At 66.8% G+C, this 18,748-nt stretch carries 12 protein-coding genes; 10 read left to right on the forward strand and 2 right to left on the reverse strand.

Going from position 1 to position 18,748, the window contains the following annotated elements; translation table 11 throughout:
• Positions 1-164: 164 nt before the first annotated feature.
• Positions 165-3,371: a hypothetical protein gene (locus tag V1457_RS22930; RefSeq protein WP_338596700.1), complete on the reverse strand. Its 3,207-nt coding sequence runs from the start codon at positions 3,369-3,371 to the stop codon at positions 165-167.
• A gap of 289 nt (positions 3,372-3,660) precedes the next feature.
• Here V1457_RS22930 and V1457_RS22935 point away from each other — a divergent pair, with 289 nt between their 5' ends.
• The 8 genes from V1457_RS22935 to V1457_RS22970 all read left to right on the forward strand — a co-directional run bounded on the left by V1457_RS22935 (position 3,661) and on the right by V1457_RS22970 (position 10,778).
• Positions 3,661-4,230, forward strand: a complete 570-nt coding sequence (locus V1457_RS22935; protein ID WP_338596702.1) for a hypothetical protein — start codon at positions 3,661-3,663, stop codon at positions 4,228-4,230.
• Positions 4,231-4,272: 42 nt separating this feature from the next.
• On the forward strand, positions 4,273-4,857 hold the full coding sequence (locus tag V1457_RS22940; protein ID WP_338596705.1) for a hypothetical protein: 585 nt from the start codon (positions 4,273-4,275) through the stop codon (positions 4,855-4,857).
• Positions 4,858-5,246: 389 nt separating this feature from the next.
• A complete protein-coding gene (locus tag V1457_RS22945; RefSeq protein WP_338596707.1) occupies positions 5,247-6,236 on the forward strand; it encodes a DUF4192 domain-containing protein in 990 nt (329 codons plus the stop codon).
• An 84-nt stretch (positions 6,237-6,320) separates the two neighbouring features.
• Positions 6,321-7,883: a hypothetical protein gene (locus tag V1457_RS22950; protein ID WP_338596709.1), complete on the forward strand. Its 1,563-nt coding sequence runs from the start codon at positions 6,321-6,323 to the stop codon at positions 7,881-7,883.
• 136 nt (positions 7,884-8,019) lie between these two features.
• Complete coding sequence (locus V1457_RS22955; protein WP_338596710.1) at positions 8,020-8,925, forward strand: bifunctional DNA primase/polymerase; 906 nt, start codon at positions 8,020-8,022, stop codon at positions 8,923-8,925.
• 121 nt (positions 8,926-9,046) lie between these two features.
• Positions 9,047-9,514 carry a single-stranded DNA-binding protein gene (locus tag V1457_RS22960; protein WP_338596712.1) on the forward strand — a complete coding sequence of 156 codons (468 nt, stop codon included), beginning with the start codon at positions 9,047-9,049 and terminating at the stop codon, positions 9,512-9,514.
• A gap of 90 nt (positions 9,515-9,604) precedes the next feature.
• Positions 9,605-10,102, forward strand: a complete 498-nt coding sequence (locus tag V1457_RS22965; RefSeq protein ID WP_338596713.1) for a hypothetical protein — start codon at positions 9,605-9,607, stop codon at positions 10,100-10,102.
• A gap of 250 nt (positions 10,103-10,352) precedes the next feature.
• Positions 10,353-10,778, forward strand: a complete 426-nt coding sequence (locus tag V1457_RS22970; protein WP_338596714.1) for a hypothetical protein — start codon at positions 10,353-10,355, stop codon at positions 10,776-10,778.
• 60 nt (positions 10,779-10,838) lie between these two features.
• Here V1457_RS22970 and V1457_RS22975 read toward each other — a convergent pair whose 3' ends face one another.
• Entirely contained in the window at positions 10,839-11,444 is a 606-nt protein-coding gene (locus V1457_RS22975) for a hypothetical protein (protein ID WP_338596716.1), read from the reverse strand.
• Positions 11,445-12,280: 836 nt separating this feature from the next.
• Between V1457_RS22975 and V1457_RS22980 the strand changes: the two genes are divergently transcribed.
• Positions 12,281-13,216 carry a hypothetical protein gene (locus tag V1457_RS22980; protein WP_338596718.1) on the forward strand — a complete coding sequence of 312 codons (936 nt, stop codon included), beginning with the start codon at positions 12,281-12,283 and terminating at the stop codon, positions 13,214-13,216.
• Positions 13,217-13,565: 349 nt separating this feature from the next.
• The gene (gene mobF, locus V1457_RS22985) at positions 13,566-18,605 is read left to right on the forward strand and encodes a MobF family relaxase (RefSeq protein WP_338596720.1); all 5,040 of its coding nucleotides are present in this window, start codon (positions 13,566-13,568) and stop codon (positions 18,603-18,605) included.
• The last annotated feature ends 143 nt before the right edge of the window (positions 18,606-18,748 follow it).

Genomic DNA, 18,748 nt, shown 5'->3' on the forward strand with positions numbered 1-18,748 from the left:
CGCACCAGGTACCTGCGCGGGGCCAGGGCCTGTTAGTCCGCTCGCCGCGCCTTGAGCAGGCAACACCCGGGAGAGGCGGCCACTATCGCCGGCTGGAGGTCGTGCCCAGCAGGTCGAAGACTTTCGTGGGCCCAGCACCGACTCACTGGAGATGCTCCGGCCAGTTACTGGGTCAGTGCATCCAGCTCAGCGGTGATCGCCGAGTACGCCTCCGGGAACCTGGTCAGAAGCTCATCGACGGCATAGCACCAATCCTGCCGGCACAGCCGCACGGCGAGATCGGCATTACGGGGCGGTGCGGTGGTGTCGAACCTGCTGCGGTCGGCGGGCACGAGGGTCAGCAGTAGATCCTGGTGTGCCTGGAACAGGCTGGCGGGCTTGTGTTTCAGCAGTGCAGCAGCCTCGGCGATCTCGGTGAGGGTACGCATCGGGAGCCGGCACACCCGCAGAATGTCGCGAGTGCGCATCGGGTCCTGACGTCCCTGTTCCGATTCGGCGATCTCTTCAGCCCACGTGCGCAGTCTGGCCAGCAGTCTGCTGGTGCGGTCCCGCAGGTATAGACGTGCGGACGTCTCGATGATGGCCAGCAACGCCCGCATCCGTTCGTCGGGGTCATCCACGAGTTCCGCGCTGTCGGCGGCTTCATCGAGCAAGTTGGAATCGGGGCCGTGCTCCGCGATCACGAGGATCGCACGGACGCGGTGAGCGGGATCGGCCGCGCCGCGTGCGAGGGTGACCGCCCGCGTGCTCTGGCCGTGGATGACGAGGCCGCGGATAACATCAAGACGTGCTCGACGCTGTAGGGCGGGGTCGGCCACCTCCGTCAGCGCCTGGTCGGCTCGCTTGAGCTGTCCTGCCGCCAGTGCGGCCTCAGCGATCAACGCCCATGCCGCCGAACGGGCCTGGTCATCGTGGAACGAGGCGGCCCAGCGTTCGGCACGATCGAGATCGTCGGCATCACCCATCGCTCGGATCCACAGCAGCAAGCGGCGTTCGTCGTCCGGCGCCGTTGCGGCGCGGGCGACATACTCGGCCAAGGCGATCATGTCAGCGCCCTGTTCAAAAGCATCGGCGGCCACAGCGGCTTGAGCGATGCCCAGCACCGCGTCCGCGTCGGTGCCGTGCTCGGCATAGGCCCGAGCCAGTTCCAGCGCACGGTCGAGGTCACCGGCAACCGCGGCGGCCTGAGCAACCGCGATCTGTGCCCGCGGTCGAGCAGAAGGTGAGCATTCTGCGACGAGAGAATCGGCTTCGGCGATCAGCCGGTCGGCGCGTTCCCGGTCGCGGGTGTGTTCAGCGACGGCAGCCAGCCGCTGGCATAACGACGCCGGGTCGTCGATGGCCCGGGCCATTTCCTCGGCCTTCTCACCGTCCCGTGCGGCGATGATCTCCACGATCTGGTGCATCAGGCTCTCACGAGACCCGATCTTGCTGATCATCGCCACGACCCGCAACGCCGCGTCCGTGTCGTCGATCAGGGCCGCGTCCCGCGCGATGGAGTCGGCTTGCACATCGACGAAAAGGGCGTCCTCGCGCAACAGTGTTCGCTCGGCGGCCGCGAGCGCCTGGTGAGCGCGGTCGCGTTGGCCGACTTGCCACGCGGCTACGGCGATGGCACTCAATGCAGGGCCGGGCAGGGTGCCGCCGCCCTCGCTGAACGTTTCTTCCGCCTGCGCCAGCAGAACAGCGGCCCGATCGTGGTCACCGGTGCTGGCGGCTTGGCGTGCCATCGCCGCCAGCGCTTGGGTTTTCTCGCGCGGATCTGCAATACAGGCCACGAGACCGTGCGCACGCTCGTGCTGGCCAACGCGTGCCCAATAAGGGGCGACTGACGCGACTGGCCGGGCACTAACGGACTGGTCGAAAACTCGCGCGTAGGCGTCGGCCTGCTCGAGCAACGCCAACGCCCGGTGCCAGTCCTCGTCGTTGTGGCAGACGCGCGCGACGTTCAGCGTGGCGTCGATGCGGTCGATCGGATCGGTGATCGCATCGAGCATGGCCTCAGCACGGTCGACCTGGCCGAGACGGGCCCAGCCGGCCGGCAGGGTCGGCGGAATGCGGTGCACAGCGCGCCGCAGGTGCACGCGATGGACCGCCAACCGTGCCAGTGCGACTAGATCGGGCTCAGGCCGATGGTGACGCACGACAGTCTGGGCCGTGCTGATCTCAGTCAGTGCCGCGCTGTCGGCGCCGGTACGGAACCGCCACGCGCGATGCCGCCGGGAATCGGTCGCACAGGCGAGGATTCGGTCGAGATCGCCGGATTCCAGGAGCATTCTGAAATAGCCAGCGAACAGCCAGTCCGGGCTCGAGGCGGGCCAACGCTGTTCGGCGTAACCCTGGGCCCAGGCGTGCAGGCGGTCGCGGTAGCTGCTCAGCTGCGGTTCCAGCATGGACCGCGCCAGCGTTTGAAGTCCGTAGTGCGCAAGCACCACGGTGCGGTTGGAGTGATCGTGGTGCGGGCCGGCAGCCTCGAAGTTGCGCCCGTCAGCACTGTGTAGGCGGTCCTCGATTTGCCAGGGAGAGACCTCGGCCAGTTCGGCAAGGTCCAATATGGACAGCTCTCCTCCCGCCGCGGTCAGCAACCCGAGCAGATCCCGTTGCAACGGGCTGCCACCGAGCAACCGCTTCAGGTCACGTTCCATGTCCTTCCTCACTGCGCTAGCAGCTGGCGACGGGACCAGCGACCGTACGATCTGCGGACTCTTTAACGGATGCTCATCGGGCACATCATTGGGTACGGGCGGGTGGTGTCGACCGGAGACGATCACTCGCATCGAACCTGGAATTGAATTGGGCAGCATCGCAGCGATGCTGCGCGCTTCCGGGGAAGCGTCCCAGCCGCGGTCCTCGTCAAGCCCATCAACGACAAGCACGAGGCGTTCTCCGCGCTGTCGGCAGACACGTTCGGCCTGCTCCCACAAGCCCAGTAGGTGTCCCTCCCTATTAGCTGAGCCCATATCCGGCGGTGCAGGCTGCTCGATCAGCTCCCACAGCTGCTCTAGCACGACCTCCACGAACGCTTGCCGATCACTATGCCCTGCCCTGGTGGCGGTGACGAAGAACGACACCACCCGAACCCCGGCAGGCGGATCGAGTACGAACGTGGCCAGCAGAGCAGTCTTGCCCGCCCACATCTCAGCGCGCCACCACATGTACCGGCTCGACACATCCGCAGCGGTGCAGAAATCGGCCAGTTCAGCTAACTCCCGCGCCCGGCCGACGAGCTCGGCCGGCGCGAAGCGCTGCTCGACAAGATGGCGATAGTGGCTGCGCACAAGCCCCTGCCCGTGCACGTGGACTCCCCCGTGCACGGTCCCGGCCTGCACCAGCGCGGCATGAAACGTCCCGGACGCCGAGTTCGACACCACCCGCTGATCATCTCGCGCGCGCCCCGACGCGCACAGCGTTTTCACACAACGGCCGGGCTCTTCTCGCCCAGCAAGGCCGCCGATGTCGGCGACCGTCGGGCCTCTCGCAGGGCGACCTCCACGTAACGACATCCGCCACCACCCACCGTCTCCGGCTGGCTTCCTCAAACCCCAGCGCTCCTGACCGCGCTGAGGGCAACCGAGGGCAACACCGCGGCGCAGTCCATCTATCCGCTCGACGCAAATTCGACGCGCGCTCATCGTTCGCCTCTTTATCCGGGAGAGAAACATGCTTTACGGAGAAGTACGCCATAAAACAGAGCGGTCCATCTCCAGACTCCTACAGGACACCAAGAATAGCGTCAACGAGGCACTCGAAACCATGGACTGGGCGGAAGAGGAGATCGAATCCGCCAGGAATAGCAATCCCGGCATGGCGGACACGCTGTATCACAGCTTCTCGTTGCTCCGGCCGAGCAGCGAGCTGCTGTCCACCGAGTTCGTGTATCGGTCCCACGCCGCCGAGCTACTGGAGCGAGTCGCGGGTGACGGAGACACCAGGCTGGGCACAGCCTCGGAGGTGTGCTGCTTGCTGTGCGCTATCAGCCAGGTCGCCCCGCTTAGCTCTGCCGCTTCCGGGCTGTACTGCCGTATGTGGGCGATGGCCTTTCCGGACAAGCCCATGTTCTGGGAGTCAGGCACTCATCACGAAGCGCTGGAGGGTTCCAGGATTGATGACCTGGAATCCGTTGCGCGCCGCAAAGCCGCAGTCGGTGACCGGACGCTCACGGACATCACCTGCGCGGGATGGCATCACGGCGAAGAAGTCGCGTGCCGTTACGCGCCCAGCCAGCGGTAAGGCGAGCAACTGAGGTTTATCAGCTGAACAAAGGAGATTTTGGTGAGTATCTATGGATTGATTCCCGATCGCGACGATCTGGGCTCTCCGCAGGATCACATCGCGCGCGGTATGGAGTTCTTGAACCGTGCGCATCACTTCGACGACGCCGAGGTTGCGAACAAGCTCGTCGCCGCTGTCGCTCACCTTCAGGCCGGCCTGCTCGCGCGCTCGTTGCAAGACGACGCCCCTGTCGATGCCGGGTCGCAGACGTATCACCTCCGGATCTTCCACAACGTCAGCTCGGCACCGGGTGTGAGCTACGACGGCTCCGATGAGGTGGTCGAGGTCGACAACTACAGCGTCATCTCGCCGGGGATCACCGAGGCTCAGGTGCTTCTTCGGCAAGCGCTCCTGGCTTTCACTCTCGGCGCCGCTTACGCCGGTGACGTGTCGCCGGAGTTGCACCAGCGGGTCGCCGACTACCGGCGTCGCGGCAACCGGCCGCTGGCGGTTGGTGACGTGATCGCGGTCGATCAGCGCTATTGGGCTGTCGAGCAAGCCGGGTGGCAGTCGATCGACCCACCCGTGCTGGTCCACCGGGCTACGCGGGGCACGACGCCGCTGCACCACGGCTCCGAGCTGTGAACGAAGCGAAGTCCTGGGGCCATACGCCAACGGCCCGGCATTGACCGCGATCTCATGAGGAGGAGCGTTGGCTGCTCCCGAAGCACCGTCTCCGCCGCCCGGCCCGTGTCCGCATTGTGGGCGTATCGCGAAGTTCCGCCCAGAACCGCCCGTCTTCGTCCACATAGACGGGTTTCCTTCCTGCCCAGCCGAAACGGACCTGGTCCGGGCATCTTCGCTCACGGCGGCTTCTCCCCCACCGGCGCAGGCGGGCTGAACCGCTCTCCCGCGCTGAAAACGCCCTGCGGCTCGAGGTACTCCGCCGAGCGTCAACGGGCTCTGCGTTCGTACCGCTGGGCACACCGCTTTCAAACCCAATTCGTCCCAGCCCGACATGGAAGGAATCCGCCTTGTCCACATTCGACGACAACACGACCCGGATCTACGGGCTCGACTCCCTGATCAGCGAAGTCCCCAACTTGCTCGGGTTCGTCCCCGCCGACTCGCTCGTACTCCTCTGCTTCGAGCACGCCGGGGAAAACCCAGCCTCGGCGCCAGTGACGGTGCGGACCGATCTGCCGCCTGCCGAGAACTGCCAGGCGTTGGTTGCCTACCTCGTGCCGCAGGTGTTCAGCAAGGTTCAGGCCGAGTTCGTCATCGCGCTGGTGGTCGGTAGCGACCAGGGAGAACAGCGCGGGCTCATCGACGCGCTGGAAGCCGACTCCCACTGGCACGGCATCGAGCTGCACGCGATGTGGACACCCGCGCTCCGCGCAGGAAACAAGTGGATCTGTTACCAAGACGCCGCCTGCGCGGGCTACGTGCACGACACCAGTGCGTCACCGCTGGCCGCGGCGACCGCCGCCGCTGGTTTCCACACCTACGGCAGCCGGGAAGAGATCGCGGAGACGATCGCGCCCGCCTCGGACGCCGAGCGCGATGAGGTGCAGCGTCAGCTGGAGGAGTGGCTATTCCGAACTGGGCCCGCCGAATCGCTGCGCGAAGCAGCCGCTCCGGTTTTCAACGCGATGGAGCGCTTGCGGGCCGGCGAGCCGCTCGAGACCGACCAGATCGTGGCCGCGCTCGGAGCTCTTAACGGGGATGTTCGCGTACGGGACTTGATGTTCACCATCCACGACACGGTGTCGGCGCAACTGTGGACGATCCTCTTGCGGAAGGCTCCGGACGCTTATGTGCCCAACGTAGCCGTCCTGTCCGCGGCCGGCGCCCAGCTGCGCGGCGACGGTGGTTTGGCCAACATCGCCGTGGAGCGAGCGCTCGCCGCCTCGCCCACGCATCCGCTCGCGATCATGCTGGACCAGGTGCTGCAGTTCCCGCCGCAAGAGCTGCGCAGGATCATCGACGACGTTGCCAGTAAGCCTGACCTGCAGCTGGACTGATCCGCACGCGCGCCGGTAGTGCGCCGTCTGTCGCCGCATCCCAGGACGGGGTGCGGCTTTTTGCTTTCCAGGAAGGAGAATTCCTTGACTACTGATGAGTCCATTAAGGACATTTCGGCTGATGCAGAAGAGGACACCGACGGTTACGACGCAGCGGACGCCGCCGAGCCCGACTTCTGCCTGCTGTGGGTAGACCCTCACGACTTGATCATCGGAGTCAACGCACGGAAAGAGGTCCACCTCGACCGGCATTTCGTCGCCGACATCAGGCGGCGCGGGGTGCAGGAGCCCATCACGGCCCGCCGTGGAGCGGACGGTGAGTTGGTCGTTCGCAAGGGCCAGCGGCGCGCCCTCGGCGCCATTGAGGCACAGCGGGCAGTGGTCCCCGTTCTGCTCACCGGTGCCCAGGACCCGGACGAAGACGACCAGGCCACCATTGACAGGATCGTCGACCAACTCGGGGAAAACGAGCACCGGGACTCGCTCAGCGAACGTGACGAGCTCGGTGCCACCCAGGAACTGCTCGACCTTGGCCTGTCCGCGCGCCAGATCGCGACGAAACGATCGATTTCGCGCAAGCGGTCGGAGAACACCGCCACGATCGCGCGCTCGTCCGTAGCGTCCGAGGCGGTGAGCCAGTCGGGGCTCGACCTGATGCAGGCCGGTGTCCTCGCCGAGTTCGACGGCGACGACGAGGCTCAAGCCGAGTTGCGGGATACCGCCACCCTGCGCCCGCCACAGCTTCCGCACGTCGCCCAGCGCTGGCGCGACCAGCGCGCCGAAGAAGCCGCTGTCGCCGCCGAAGCCAACGCGCTCGCCAGCCAAGGCGTCCGCGTCGTCGACCTTCCCTACTTCGGGCAAGGTGACATGCGGCGACTCACCAACCTGCGGCCGAGCCCGGACGACGAGCCAGGCACCGAACTCACCGACGGCGCCCACGCCGAATGCCCCGGACACGCCGTGTCCTTGAGTTACGACCGGAATTCCGGCCACGTCAACGCAAGCGGAGTCTGCACGGCCTATCTCGACCATGGGCACGCCGAGCGCTGGGCCGGCACCGGGCAGACCACCGGGTCGCTCACCAGCGAGCGCAGTCCCGGCGGCCCGATGAGCGAGGCCGACAAGGCATACCGCCGTAGTGTCATCGCCCGAGGGAAGGAATGGGACTCAGCTACGACCGTGCGGCGGGACTGGCTGCGCAAGTTCGCCGCAAGGAAGTCAGCTCCGAAAGACACTCCAGTGTGGACTGCACAGATCTGGTCGAGTGGCGATCACTGCCTGCGCAAAGCGCTGGAAAGCGGGCACGCCCTCGCAGCCGAGATGCTCGGGTTTTCCGGCGAACACGGATCAATCGCGGAAGCAGCGTCGCAGAGCACTCCCTCCCGGGCGAATGTGATCACGGCAGTGCTGGCCATGGCCGCCATCGAGGCCAGCACCGACCGGCGCCATACGTGGGAAGACCCCACTGACCTTCAGCGCAAGTACTTCGCGCAGATCCAGAAGTGGGGCTACGAGGCCGCGCCGGTCGAAACGCTGGTCACCACGGAGGACAAGCCGACCGAGCACTCGGACGGTCAGTCCGGGATCGAGAACGAAGCCTTGGAGTCGCACGCCGACTCCTGGCTCGACGACGACCTCGCTTCGTGAGCACGCCTTCGCTGGTCCCCGCACACGATCGTGCGGGGACCAGCGGTTCAACCGAAGTACACGACATGGCACCGATTCCGGGCGACATCGGTCTTACCGTCGAGATGAACCAGGAGCCGCGCTGATGAGTGTGCCCATGCCGAACACGTCGCTCACCGATCCTGGCAGCTTGCCGCCCTTGATGCGGGCCGCCCTGACCGCCGCCTCCGCCGGGCACGCCGTGTTCCCGCTGTGGCCGCGGTCGAAGCGGCCCGTATTCGAAGGCTGGGAATCGGCCGCTACGACCGATTCGCAGTGGATCCGCGACCAATGGTCGGCTACCCCGTACAACATCGGAATCGCCTGCGGACCTTCGCGCCTGCTAGTGATCGATTTGGACGACGCCGACGGGCACCGTGCGCCGCCGCAGTGGGAAGGAGCCAAGCACGGCTACGACGTGCTGGCCCGTCTCGCCGCCGCGAACGGAGAGCCATTCCCTGACGGGACCTACACGGTAGCCACGCCGACCGGCTACCACTTGTACTTCCAGGCGCCGGAAACTCCCACACTGCGGTCCTCGGTCGGACGGCTGGGCTGGCGGATCGACACCCGCGGCGACGGCGGTTTCGTCGTCGCACCCGGCTCTATCCGTGCTGGAGGGGCTTACCGGGTGCTACGCCGTCAACCGATCGCTCCGCTGCCGCAATGGCTCGTAGCCGCGCTGACGCCGCCGCCCGCTCCGGAGCCGTCACCGGTCACAATCGACGCTGGCCACCTGGACGCTTATATCGAGGCTGCCGTCACCGCGGAGTCCAGCGCTGTGGCCACCGCCCCGTCCGGAACCCGGCACACGACGTTGCTTCACGCGGCGATCTCGCTCGGCACCCTGGTCGGTGCCGAGGTTCTCGATTACGACCACGCCCGTATCGCACTGCACAACGCAGCAGCGGGTCTCGGCGACGACTTCCCCGCTCGCGAAATCCACCGCACGGTCGAAGACGGGCTGGTCTACGGCATCCAGCGCCCGCGCACCCTACTTCCTCGCTCCGTACGAACTTCCTGATCTACGCGATCGACCACGTACCGGTTGCCCGAGACGTTCGGCCATACCGGGCGAATCTGCTCGCGCATTCGACCTGCGGGGCGCATCCACGTGTTCTTGACTGTCCTTTGAGGAGGCACCTATGTCCGCCGAAACCGTGATCACCATCGTCGGCAACCTCACCGCCGATCCCGATCTGCGCTTCACCTCGTCAGGAACGCCGGTCGTGAACTTCACCGTGGCGTCCACGCCGCGGACGTTCGACCGCCAGACCGGCGAGTGGAAGGACCAGGAAACGCTGTTCTTGCGCTGCAGCATCTGGCGCCAGGCCGCCGAAAACGTCGCCGAGACCCTGACCCGCGGCATGCGGGTGATGGTCCAGGGCCGGCTGCGGCAGCGCTCGTTCGAGACGAAGGAGGGCGAGAAGCGCAGCGTCGTCCAGATGGAAGCCGACGAGGTCGCTGCGTCCCTGCGGTACGCCACGGCCAAGGTGAACAAGGTCAGCCGCAGCTCGAACGGCTTCGCCGGGAGCACCGCACCCGGCGATGACCCGTGGGTCGTACCCGCGTCGGAGGGCTCGGGCGAGCAGGCACACGAGGCGCCGTTCTAACCGCGAGGCACTCACCCAGCTACCCCGGCCGATACCAGCGCATTTGCTCGCTTCCGCCCGACGCCATGCGCTTCCCGCCAGGAGGCAACGATGCCCTTTCAGGTCGCAATCACCCGCTACGAGAACACGCTCCGCCCTGATCCAGACGTTGTATGGCGGACCATCCATATAGGAGTGGATCAGTTTCAGGCACTTGAACTGATCCGGAAGGCGACCCGTGGCTTCCTCGGTGAGTTGACTGGGTTCAACATCGTCGACGAGGTCGAAACGCCCGTGCCCGAGACGGATCTCGTGGCTCTCGCCTATGCCACCGCGAACCGGTACCCGGTGTATCGCACGCGTTTCGCAGACTGGGTCGCCGACAAACTCGGCGACCTCCTGTTTCCCTGGGACGATGGCGTACTGATCCCGACACCGCCTCCGTCGTACTGGTTCCGAGCCGCCTGCTGGCTACGTCGGATGCTCGGCGACGTGGAAGATTGGCTGGCCGAGCACGTTGCCGCCGTCTATGGCGCCAACCTGCACAGCGAGCTTGTCCGCCACGACACTCGTGCCACCAACGGCGCGCTGCACTGCGCGCATAGCTGAGTTGCCCCGGGCCCGGAGAGATCGTGACCATCTGGCCGAGTCGAACGACCGCCGCCCCCGCTCCGTCCGTGGCACTGCTGCTTATGCGTCCCAACCGGGTATCCGGCCCGAACCCCGCGGTATCCACCCGGGCCAGGTTCTCCGAAGGAGCGCTGCACCCGTGAAGGTAGGTCCCCACCACTCGCACTTCGCATCGACTCAACCACATCGCCGTTCGGGAGATGTCGGACGGTCTCGCTACCCTCCCGACATGCGTTTCCGGTCCTACGTCGTATTTCTGCGCATCAGCGGCGCCGCCGGGATCGGCGTCCTGCTCGGGTGCGCGATCATGGGCGCTCTGCATCTCCTGTTCGGCTGGGTGCCGGTCACCGGGGACTGGCTCCTTGCCACGCCGGTACTGGTCGCGCTCGGCGCACTTGTCGGCCTCGTCGCCGCGACTCTCACCCGGCTTTGGCTAGTTCCCAGTGCTCGGCGACGACGCCTGCTCGGAACGATCACCGGCGCGATCGCGGTCCCCCTTGCCACGAACGGCTTGGCGACTGCGGAGCCACACCTCGGGATAGCTGTCCCAGCTGTACTGGCTGGCGCGGCGATCACCACGACGCTGTGGATTCGGGGCTACCGCCGGGAGACCGAACTGCTCCGACAGCAGCTTCGCCCAGGCCAGCTGTACTGAGGCGCTGCACGGCCTCCGTTCAACAGAGGCTTTGTCCTTCCGAGAGTTCTGCAACGACCGCTACGGCAGGTCCAACCAGGACGAGCGAGTTGGTTCGCCGTCGGTCAACGTCGGCTCGTGCTGCTGGCCGTCGAGATGCCGTTTCGCCTTCTGCTCCGGCGGAGGCTGCACACTCGAGCGGTCTTCGGACGGTTCGCCTCCAGTGCGAGCTACGGCCAAGATTCGGCGGGTTTCCTTGACCGAGTCGATCTCCAGCAGCTGGGAGATCTGCTCGACGGTACGGCCGCCGGCCTGGTGGATCCGCAGCGCCGCCTGCGCTTGTCGATCATGCGCAGCCGCAGTGGAAGCACATAGGTCGTCGCGCACACTGTCGATCTTGTGCTGCAGTGTGTTGATCTTGTTCTCGGCCGTCTGCTCCGCGGTGGCGATGTCCTCGCCGGCCTCGACGTATTCGGCCAGAGCCGCGTCGACTTCCTGTTCGCGGCGGCGCTGTTCGGCGAGTTGCTCAGCGTTGCGGCGCCGCGCCGCTTCCAGTTGCTGGCTGATCTTGGTGGATCGACGGGGTCGGTGCATCCTCTTGGTCGCGTTGTCGGTCATCTCGGTCATCCCTTCTCGACAGGAGTTTCGGTGCGTTGGTGTGGCCAGGCTAGGAACGCTGTCGAGCAAGGTGTCGGTCTCCGGCGAATGCTCTACGGCGGCCGGGTTGGCGCGAACGCGGAGCGATGCTCCCGCGCCGCGTCTAGAAGATCCGGGGGTGTGTCCGGCGTTGCGCCGACACACCCCCGGCGGGCAGGGCGCGCAAGCCTCGAGAGGCTTACCGCCGCGAGGACGGCTCGGCCAAGAACGCACCCACCCAGGCACCGGGCACGGAAGGGGTTCACCTCGATCCGCGCACGCAGTGCGTGGTCAGGTTACCGCGCATACCGGCACCATCGGCGCGGGGAAGCGTTTACGGGCCCTGACTCACCTCGCCCACTCACGTCCGGACTACTGAGGCGGTCCCGGTGATGCTGCCTGACGGCGACGGCTCGTGTTGCCGTCTCACCTGGACCTGCCCGTCTTTTTCCGCTGACGGGCAGCGGAGCATAGCCCTCCGGCGGGCCGCATCAAGCCGCAGGAAAAAACTTTTTGGGCGGGGACCCCGAGCCCCACCCAAAAACTTTTTTCCTAACGCGGCTTGACCCGACCCGCCTACGGGCAGGAATTGAGCTGCCAGCGGAAAAAGAAGGGCAGGGGCGGGCTGCGCCCTCAAAAGAAGCGGCCCGAGCCATGCTGCCTAACGGCGACCACCCGGCCATCCGGCCGCCGGTTGATCACCGAGTCACCACAGCTCACAAGGCCAACACCAATAGTTCTAGGTTTCAGAAAAAGCACGATAATAGCGGATTATAGAGTTGCCTTTCGGGGCGCCCCAACGGTAAAATGGTAGTTGTAACGACGCTGGGAAGGCCAAGCCCGGCGGAGGATACAAAACAGGGGTTCACATCATGCATATTTCTGCGTTGCTCCGTCCCGTTTCCGAAGTACTCACCGAAGTATCGGCGCTGTTGGATGCGCGTGACTACCGCGGTGCGGTAGAGCTGTTCGGCTCCATGCGCCCGTCCGATCGGGAGCTGTCCGCGCTGCTGGAGTGCGCGCGGGTGCTGCAGCGCCCGGCAAAGGTGGCGCGGCCGAAGCTGGAAGCCTTGCAACAACGTGCCGCTAACGACGTGGGCGACCTGATCGCGGCTTGCACGCCTGCCGACTGGGACCAACACCGCCCTACGTCGGTTCTCGACACGCACAACGGTGCCGACCGTGTTCCGCGTTGGCACGCGGCCAACCGGCACGAGGCCCCGCGCGACTTCACCACCGGCCGCACCCTGCGGCGCCTGGGTGCTGACCGCACCGAGGTAAGGCGCGCCAAGCGCGCCCACGAGCTGATGGAGAAGTACGCCGCTACGCGACTGGGAATCGACGACGACGCGCCTGCCGAACCTGCCCGGGTAGACACCGCGCGTGCCCGTCCGGACTCTCCCAGGGTGTACGCATCCGGTCTCGACTACGACGACGCGGCCAAGCACCCGGCGCGCGGGCGGTGCGTGTCCTGCAACGTGGAGCCGTCGGAGACCGACCGTCGCCAGCGTGACGGGTTGTGCGAGGAGTGCCGAGAGCGCGGCCGTCCCGGCTTGCAGGTGCTCCCGGTAGATGCTTCGCGCGCCGACCGGATCCGCGCCGTTTGCGCCTACCGCTACGCCAACGCGCCGCACCCGGTTGCGGCGCTGCGAACCGAGTGGGCGCGGTACTCCCGCAGTGAGGATCAGCTCATCGTGGAGGACTGGGTCAGTCGCAACGTTCCGCCCGTCGAGCGGCGTGCCGCCGCTGCTGCTGAGCCCGTCGCGTTGCCCGCTCCTCGTGCGGTTTACGACGACGTCGCTCCAATGCGCGTCGCTGCTTGATCACCGCTCGCTGCGCGGGTGCCCTCCGAGTTCGGAGGGCACCCGCGTTTTGTGTGTGCGCGCCGGGTGCGCACACACATGGCACTTTCAGCCGCCGCGCACCGCATCCCTGCCGTGCTCCGAACCCGGAACATCACCGCACGCCGCCTTCCCCCCTCGCCGACCACACCCCGACCACACCGGCCTGTCGGCCGGCCTCCGGCGCCATGCGCCTACGGCCACAGCACCTCTTGCACTCGGAGTGCTCCCCGGTTCTGTATCGATTGCGGTCGCACGGGTGCGACGGCGGCCTGCAGCGAGCATGAACACAGGAATCGGTCACCGAGCAGGTCCTGCGTGGGTGCTTCGCATGATGGGAATCCGCAAGATCACGCCGGGAGGTCACGAGTACCTCGTCGGCAACGTCGCCTGCGGTGACCGGGACCTGGACGCCGGTGAGACGCTGGCGGACTACTACTTCCGGCACGGCTATCCACCGGGCCAGTGGTTCGGTGCGGCAGCGGCCAATCTGGGCATGACCGGCGAGGTCACCGCCGCGCAGATGCAGGCGCTGTTCGGCGAGGGAAGGCACCCCGACGCTGACGGGATCGAAGCCCGTGCCATCGCCGCAGGGATGAGTCCCGCGAAGGCGCTGGAGGCAACGAAGCTCGGCAACCGGTTCCCGCGATTCGGCAACATCGACGATCTGCGAACGAAGATCCGCGAGGCGTACACCGCCTACAACACCGAACGGGGGCGCAAGGCCAACGCGCCGATCAACGAGATCGACCGCGCCCGCATCCGGCGTGACGTACAAGGCCGGGCCTTCACCGAGGTTCACGGCGCAGCTCCAAGCAGCCACGAAGAGCTGGATGCGTGGCTGGCCGAGCAGCGCCGGATGCTCAAGACGGCCACCGCCGGGTACGAACTCGTCTTCGCGCCACCGAAGTCGGTGAGCACTGCGTGGGCCTTGGGCAACACCCCGACCCGAGAACGCATCGCCGACGTACACCGCCAAGCCGTGCGCGACACCCTCAAGCATCTGGAACAGCACGCGGCGTTCACGCGCAAAGGCGCGGGTGGGCTGGCCCAGCTCAACGCCGGCGGGATCGCCGCGACGCTCTTCGAGCACTGGGACAGCCGCAGCGGTGACCCCCACCTGCACACCCACGTGCCCGTCAGCACCAAGGTTCAGAGCCCGGATGGGAAATGGACATCGCTGGACGGGCGCACTCTGCTGGCCGCCTCGGTCACGCTCAGCGAGTTCTACAACTCCCGCGTCCGGGACCTGATGCGGGAGCACGGCGCGAACTTCAGCGAACGCCCGCAACACGGCATCGACCTGAAACGCCCCGTCTGGGAGCTCGACGGTGTGCCTTCGGAGCTGCTGGACGGGTTCTCCCAACGGGCGGCCGCGGTGGAGCGCGAACGCGCACGAGGCATCGTGGACCACCGCCGCGAAACCGGTCGCGAGCCGACTTCGAAGGAGCTGCTCGAGATCGGCCGCCGTGCGCAGTACGCCACACGGCACGCCAAGCAGCCCGCGCAGTCGCTGTCGCAACACGTGGCGCGGTGGCGGGCCCAAGCCGCGGAAATCATCGGCGACGCAGCAGTATCCGGGCTCGGCAAGCGGGTCTTCAGCTCCCAGCGCGAGAAGCAGTCCGAAGTCGACCTTCCGTCCTTGGCAGCCGCGACCTTGGCGGAGGTCTCCGAGCACTACGCGCACTTCAACCAGTGGAACTTGCTCGCCGAGGCGCACCGGCAATCCGCGCGCCTGGTCGTTCCCACCGCCGAGCGCGAGCAACTGGTGGATCGAATCGTGCAAACCGTGCTCGACGAGGCGGAAACGGTGCCGCTGCAAGCACCTGCGTTGGTTGAAGAACCGGACTCGCTGCGCCGCGCCGACGGGGAGAGCGTGTTCATCGAGCACCGCTCGCAACGCTGGACCACGCACCAGACGCTGCGTGAGGAAGCCGCGCTCGCCGCTTGGGGACAGCGCCGCGACGGACAGCGCATCACCCCGGAGACCGTCGAGAACGCGGTACGGAAAGCGCGCCTCAACACCGGCCAGCAGGCTGCGGTAACCGGCTTCGCAACCTCCGGACGCCGGGTGCAGCTACTACTCGCTCCAGCGGGCTCCGGCAAGACCACGACGATGCGGGTGTTCGCCGATTCTTGGCGCAGCGCAGGGGGTCGAGTCTTCGCCTTCGGCCCGTCGGCGCGGGCGGCCCAGGAGCTCGGGCACGCCATCGACGCCCGCCCGCATACCCTGCACCAGGTCACGACAGCTCAGCAGCTGGGCACCGTCGAGCGGTCCTTCGATTTCGCCCGCGGAGACGTTCTCATCATCGATGAGGCCGCGATGGCTGGAACGCACACGCTCCACGCGGTCACGCGCTATGCACTGGAACGCGGCGCGGACGTGCGCCTGGTCGGCGACGATCGCCAGCTTTCGGCTGTCGAGGCAGGCGGGGCGGTGCGATGGTTTTCGCTCCAGAACCCCGATTCGGTGCTGCGACTCCGCGAAGTCGTGCGGTTCCACGACCGAGGGCAGGCCCAAGCCTCACTGCTGCTGCACTCGGCCGATCCGGCCGGGTTGGACTACTACTTCGAGCGCGACTGGGTGCAGGGCGGCTCGCGAGAATCGATGCGCGAAGCCGCCCACCTCGCATGGCGATCCGACTTGGACAACGGACGCCAGTCGCTGCTGATCGTGCCGACCAACGAGGACGTCGTCGACCTCAACCTGCAAGCCCGGGAATTGCGTCTGTCCCGGGGCGATGTCGACCCGCAGCAGTCAGTGCGGCTGCACGACGGCACCGCCGCCAGCGCAGGCGACTGGATCGTCACGCGCCACAACGACAGGTTGAAAACCCTGTTCCGTGGCACCGACTTCGTGAAGAATGGAGACACCTGGACAGTCCAGCGAGTGCACCGTGACGGCGCTCTGAGACTGCGCCACCAAGCCAACGGCGGCACATTGGTGCTGCCCGCAGAGTACGTGCGCGAACACGTCGAACTCGCCTACGCCGCCACGGTCAACCGCGTGCAGGGCATGACCTCCAAGTACACCGCTCACGGCATCGTTACCCGCGGGCTGTCGCGCGAACAGCTCTACACCCTGCTCACCCGTGCCCGCGGCGAGAACCGGCTGTTCGTCGAAACCCACGAGCACACCCTCGATTCGCATCAAGAGACGCCGCTGGAGAGCACCCCGCGCGGCGTCCTGGAGACCGCGTTGCAACGGTCGTCAGCGGAGACCTCCGCGACCGAGGAACTGCGCGGTTCGCTCGGTGCCGAGGAGTCGCTGCACACCCTGGTCTCCCGGCACACCTACGTCGCCGACATCGGTTCCGAAGAGCGCATCGAAACGGTGCTGGCGGAGCACGTCCCCGACTTTCGAGACCTACCGGTCGCCGGAGCTCTGCGTCAGCAGCTGCGCAGTGCCGAACACCTGGGCTGGCAAGTCGAGCGGGTGGTCCCCGCATTGGCTTCGGCGCTCGACGACGCCGACGATCCAGCCGCGTTGCTGACCTGGCGCATCGGCAACGTCCTCGAACACGAGCAACCGCCCGCGCGCACCGCCTCCCCCACCTACACGCAGCTGAACCGCTGGCGCAGCATCATCGAGCGACACGATTCAACCGCTGCGCCAGAAGATCCCGAGTGGATGCCGGTATGGGAACGCGCCGCCGCAGCCGCCCTCGACGGTCTCGATGCCGACGCCGCAGTGCGCCGCGCCGCACACGGGTTGGCCACCCGCCCGGACGCCGACCCGATGTCTGCCGCGGCCTTCGTCAACGACGCGGTTACCGCCGGCTGCGACGACCAACATGCCGCCGGAGGCGGTTGGCATCCGCCGCTGCCATGGCTCGCACGCCCCGACCACAGCAGCCTCACCGCCGATGAGATCGGCTACCTGCACCGCTTGCAAACCGCGATCCAAAGCCGAACTATCGAACTGCGCGCCGCAGTGGCCGCTGATCCTCCACACTGGACCGCTGGACTCGGCGACCGCCCCCGCGAGGACAACGAGGCCGCCGCACGGTGGGACGAACTCGCAGGTTTGGGCGCGGCGTTCCGCGAAACCTACGGCATCGACACTGCCGATCCCGCCCACCCGCTCGGCGCTCCGCCCGACGGCCAGAGCTTGCGCGCGCGTGCTTGGCACGAGCTGATCGACCGATGGAACCCCGATCTCCCCGCGCCTACCGCCAGTCCCGAAAACGCAGGCACCGAACGTCTCCGGACAGAATTCGGCGAACCCCTATTCGCCGGGCTTAACGACACCGATCCACTCACCGAGACCCGCACCGAACGGCCGTTGTCGGAAACCGTGCATGCCCAGGAAGACCTCGCTCGCCAACTCCTCGACAGCGCGGCTCACACCGTGCTCACCGAGCACGTGCCCCAAACGCTTGGCGCACCAGCAGAAGAAGCACTACTGACCACCCTTCGCGGCGCGGTGCGCGCGGGATGGCAAATGGACCGGCTGATCCCGCAGGTTGCCGACCTCCACGGAGCCCGCGACCCCGCAGCACTGCTGACCTGGCAGCTGCAACGCCACCTCGCCGCCCACGAACCACCCGCACCAACCGCTGCCCCCACCGACGAACAGCTCGCTCGATGGCAACAGCTCATCACCACAACCACCGAACGAGCCGAACCGAGCTGGACAGACTGGCCAGTGGTATGGCGCCACGCCGCAGCCGCCGAACTCGACGGCCTCAACGTCGAAACCGCGCTCACCCGCACCGCCGCAACCCTCGATCAGCACGCCCAGCTCGACCCGGGCGAAGTCGCGCAGCACTTGGTCGATCAGCTTGCCGCACAACGCGATGCCGGATCCGGCGACCAACCAGCACTACCGTGGATGACCCTGCCGCCGGTGCAGCTACGCCGCCAATACCCCGAGATCACCGAGCAACTGCATCAGCACAACGACGCCGCCCGAACCCGGCTACACGAGCTTCGTACCGATGTCGCCACTGACCCGCCACAATGGACCGGTGGACTCGGCGAACGCCCCGAACACGACCCGACCGCGGCGCGACGCTGGGACGAACTCGCCGCGCTGGCCGCAGCCTGGCGCGAGACCTACAACGTCCGCACCACAAACCCGGAAGTCCCGCTGGGCCCAGAACCCACCGGCAACACCGCCCGCGCCGACGCCTGGCGCACGATCATTCAGGATTGGAAACCGCCAATGAGCCCCGAACAGCGCGCCCGCACGCAATACCGGCTCGACTCGCTCCGCGACGAGGTAGTCGACGCCCGGCAAGACCTCGGCGACGACCACATCGAGCACCGCACGGACGCCGAAGATCATGAACTGGACCGCCGCCGAGCCGAACAAGAAGACCAGGACCGTTCGCACAGCCACAGCACCGGAAACGGCCTGGGTCTTTAGCGACGGTTAAACACTGGCGCCGGGAGGCGAGCGAGGACTCGATGTGGCCTGACTGCTCTCGCCGAGTGATCTTGCTGGCGCGACGGAGTGATCTCCGGACATCTTGACCCACTTCCTGCACCGCCTGCGCCAAGCTCCTGCGC

It is taken from the genome of Saccharopolyspora sp. SCSIO 74807 (assembly GCF_037023755.1).
Lineage (GTDB): Bacteria > Actinomycetota > Actinomycetes > Mycobacteriales > Pseudonocardiaceae > Saccharopolyspora_C > Saccharopolyspora_C galaxeae.